This is a genomic window from Psychromonas sp. B3M02, assembly GCF_003318165.1.
Taxonomy (GTDB): Bacteria; Pseudomonadota; Gammaproteobacteria; order Enterobacterales; family Psychromonadaceae; genus Psychromonas.
Map to the genome: position 1 here is coordinate 1 of NZ_QOCB01000139.1, position 3,093 is coordinate 3,093.

At 37.9% G+C, this 3,093-nt stretch carries 3 protein-coding genes; 1 reads left to right on the plus strand and 2 read right to left on the minus strand.

Features of this window, described 5'->3' with window-relative positions:
- Positions 1-173: 173 nt before the first annotated feature.
- Positions 174-776, plus strand: a complete 603-nt coding sequence (locus DS885_RS15345; RefSeq protein WP_113820290.1) for a hypothetical protein — start codon at positions 174-176, stop codon at positions 774-776.
- Between the two features lie 61 nt (positions 777-837).
- On the opposite strand, the gene DS885_RS15350 is transcribed toward DS885_RS15345, so the two are convergent.
- The gene (locus DS885_RS15350) at positions 838-1,767 is read right to left on the minus strand and encodes a class I SAM-dependent methyltransferase (RefSeq protein ID WP_113820291.1); all 930 of its coding nucleotides are present in this window, start codon (positions 1,765-1,767) and stop codon (positions 838-840) included.
- Between the two features lies 1 nt (position 1,768).
- On the minus strand, positions 1,769-2,890 hold the full coding sequence (locus DS885_RS15355; protein ID WP_113820292.1) for an AI-2E family transporter: 1,122 nt from the start codon (positions 2,888-2,890) through the stop codon (positions 1,769-1,771).
- Positions 2,891-3,093 lie beyond the last annotated feature (203 nt).

Sequence of the window (3,093 nt, forward strand, 5' to 3'; positions counted from 1 at the left end):
CTATTTTACTTGTTAAAACAACTTATTTTTTCGTTGTAAGTTTCGTATAGGGAACAACCATTTACATCAACTTACGCCTCAAACTAAGCCATTTTTCCGGCGCAAAATTTAGATCAGTTATTTAATACAATTGGTATAAGTTAATGGAATAGGTTTATCACGGAGAGATAACAATGAAATATTTTTTATGTACTAGCTTAATTCTGATCAGCTTTTTTACACAAGCTAAACAAGCGACTAGTGACTTAGGCTACACGATAGAGATCCCAAACAGTTGGTCACCACTCACTGGTCCTGAGATAAAAGCCAATCCAGATCTATTTAACTTCGAGCAAATAGACGGTATTCCACCCGCATTATTAAAGCAGATCATGCCTGTGATCCAATCTGGTAATATGGATCTTTATTTCATCCCCAATAACTCAGAAAACCTAGCCAATGACTTTACTGACAACATTAATGTGATGAAGCAAGTGGGTAATGTACCCAGTAACCCTAATGAGCTGAATGAGGTCTGCGCCAGTGCAAAGTCAGAGTTAAGCAGTGTCTTTCAACGTGATATTACCCTGTATGAGTGTAAACAAACGAAAGTGATAGGTAGAAATGCGCTGTATGCTAAATTCGATGGAGGCTTAGAAGGCACAGTATCCATGCAATATCATTTTCCCCTCTCTGAGAATGTGTTTCTAATGTTTACCGCCACCGCTAAGCTTGATACTTATGAAACAATTGAAAAAGAGTTTCAACAGGTCATTAACACCATCAGTCTTCAATAATCACCATATCAATCATTGATTCATAAAAAAGGAGCGACTAGCGCTCCTTGATGTTAAATAGTTATACAGGCTGTAATGCCACTAACACGCATTTTAAGCCTTTATCGGGTTCAATATTAGTAAACTCACTCGGTGGTTTGATAATATCGATAACCTTTGCTTCAGGGCAATGTTCAGCGAGTGAATCGGTAATAAATTGGAAATCCAAATCAGGGCTATTTAAACATAATAGCGCTTGCCCACCAGCGTTTAATAACTCAGGTAAACGACGCATAATTTTAGGATAATCACGTTTAATATTAACACTGCCCTTCTGTAAAGATGGCGGATCGGCAACAATAATATCGTAAGGGCCTAAACGTTTCACTTTTCCCCAAGACTTAAACAAATCATGCCCTAGGTATTTCACTTTAGCTAAATCATGACCATTTAAACGGTGATTATCACGCCCCACCGCTAATGCCGCTTTGCTCATATCTAAATTAACCACTTGCTCACCCCCACCGGCAATTGCCGCAGCTGAAAAAGCACAAGTATAGGAGAACAGATTTAACACGCGCTTACCTTGAGCATGCTCTTTTAACCAAGTTCGGCCGTTTTTCATATCTAAAAAGATACCGTAATTTTGGTTTTTACCTAGGCTGATTTTATACGACAAACCATTTTCATCGGCAGCATAATCAGTGACCTCTTTACCGTATAAAACAAAGGTAGGCGCAAGGTCACGACAACGAAATTGCACTTGAATACTTTCTACAGCAAAACCTCTTGCAGTTAACTCTGCTAACAGCGCCTCACTTAAATTAGCTAACCATTGGTCACTTTCTTCTTTATAAAGAATAATCAATACCACTGGCGATAACCAATCAATATTAAAGTGTTGGTATTCTGGGTAGTTAAAGCCACGTCCGTGAAATAAACGCGCCATCTCTTTCTCTTGCCCTGCTTGTACTTCAGGGAAATGCATCTTTTCTAACAATGCTGTAAACATATTAATTTTCTTCTTTATTGGTAACGTTAACTAAACTCTCTGACACTGTGTTCTGTGACTCAGCATCTATCTTGTCTTGATCGATATTTTCCAGTACTTCAACCTCTTCATCAGAGCTTAATAAAATAGCGACCCAACGCCCATCCTCACTGTTCTCTAAAGCAATCTTCAAAATCATGGTCAATGGTACAGATAAAAGCATGCCAACCATACCTAATAACCATCCCCAAAAAATTAACGATAAAAACACCACTAAAGTAGACAAACCTAAACTACGGCCCATAAAGCGAGGTTCCACCAGGTTACCCATGATCATATTCACACTCACAAACAACCCAACCACCACCGAGGCATAACCAGCTCCCAGCTGTAAAAACGTTAATATAACCGCAGGGACCGCTGCAATGATTGAACCAATATTAGGGATATAATTAAGCAAGAATGCAAGCAAAGCCCACAACACATAAAACTGCACCCCCATTGCCCATAATACGCTGCCGATAATCAAACCCGTTGCTAAGCTGACTAAGGTTTTAATCGCCATATACTGGTTAACCATTTTTAAAAAATGATCTAACTTTTTATCCGTCTCGGCTGAGTCATTAAAAGCCATATGTAACTTTTTAGTAAAGACCTTACCTTCCGCTAACATAAATACCACGGTTAAAAGCAACAAAAAGATATTGCCCAACACACTACTAAAACCACTTAGTGTAGAGGTCACTAAATTCATCACTTTACTTGGGTCAAAATAACCCCCAACCTCATCCATAGATAAAGCAATATCGTGCCCAGCTAACCACTCTACAAGCCAGTTTATCTGCTCAGACAGTTGTGCTTCATAGGTAGGAATGGCTTTTCTAAAGTCATTTACCGCGGCCCCTATGACACCACCTAATACAATAAACAGAGAGAATATAGTGACAATGACGAAAGTAATTGCCAACCCTCTTGGAAATTTTTTAGATTCCAAATAATTAATCGCAGGATTACAAATAATTGCCACAAACAGAGACAATAAAAAAGGAACAACAATCGGCGCTGCGACTTTTATACCTGCTAAAGAGATAACTAGAGCTGAACAATAGAGTGCGGTACGTGCTGCTGTGGAGGTATTCACCATATTGCACTTTCCTTAATTGATTTGATGATTAATAAGGTTATTAGCGCCGATTATAAAGGATAGATGAGCAATAATAACTAAGAATTTAAACCATTGAATAATAAACATATTGTATTACTAATATACTTATTATTAACGAGTATTTCGCCTGTAAATACACTTTTAGTAATAAGTGATCTAAATCTCTTTAAAAATAATAAAAA

Excerpts from the sequence above, each read along its gene's own strand:
- DS885_RS15345 (WP_113820290.1), top strand. The coding sequence starts at position 174 with ATGAAATATTTTTTATGTACTAGCTTAATTCTGATCAGCTTTTTTACA.
- DS885_RS15350 (WP_113820291.1), bottom strand. The coding sequence starts at position 1,767 with ATGTTTACAGCATTGTTAGAAAAGATGCATTTCCCTGAAGTACAAGCA.
- DS885_RS15355 (WP_113820292.1), bottom strand. The coding sequence starts at position 2,890 with ATGGTGAATACCTCCACAGCAGCACGTACCGCACTCTATTGTTCAGCT.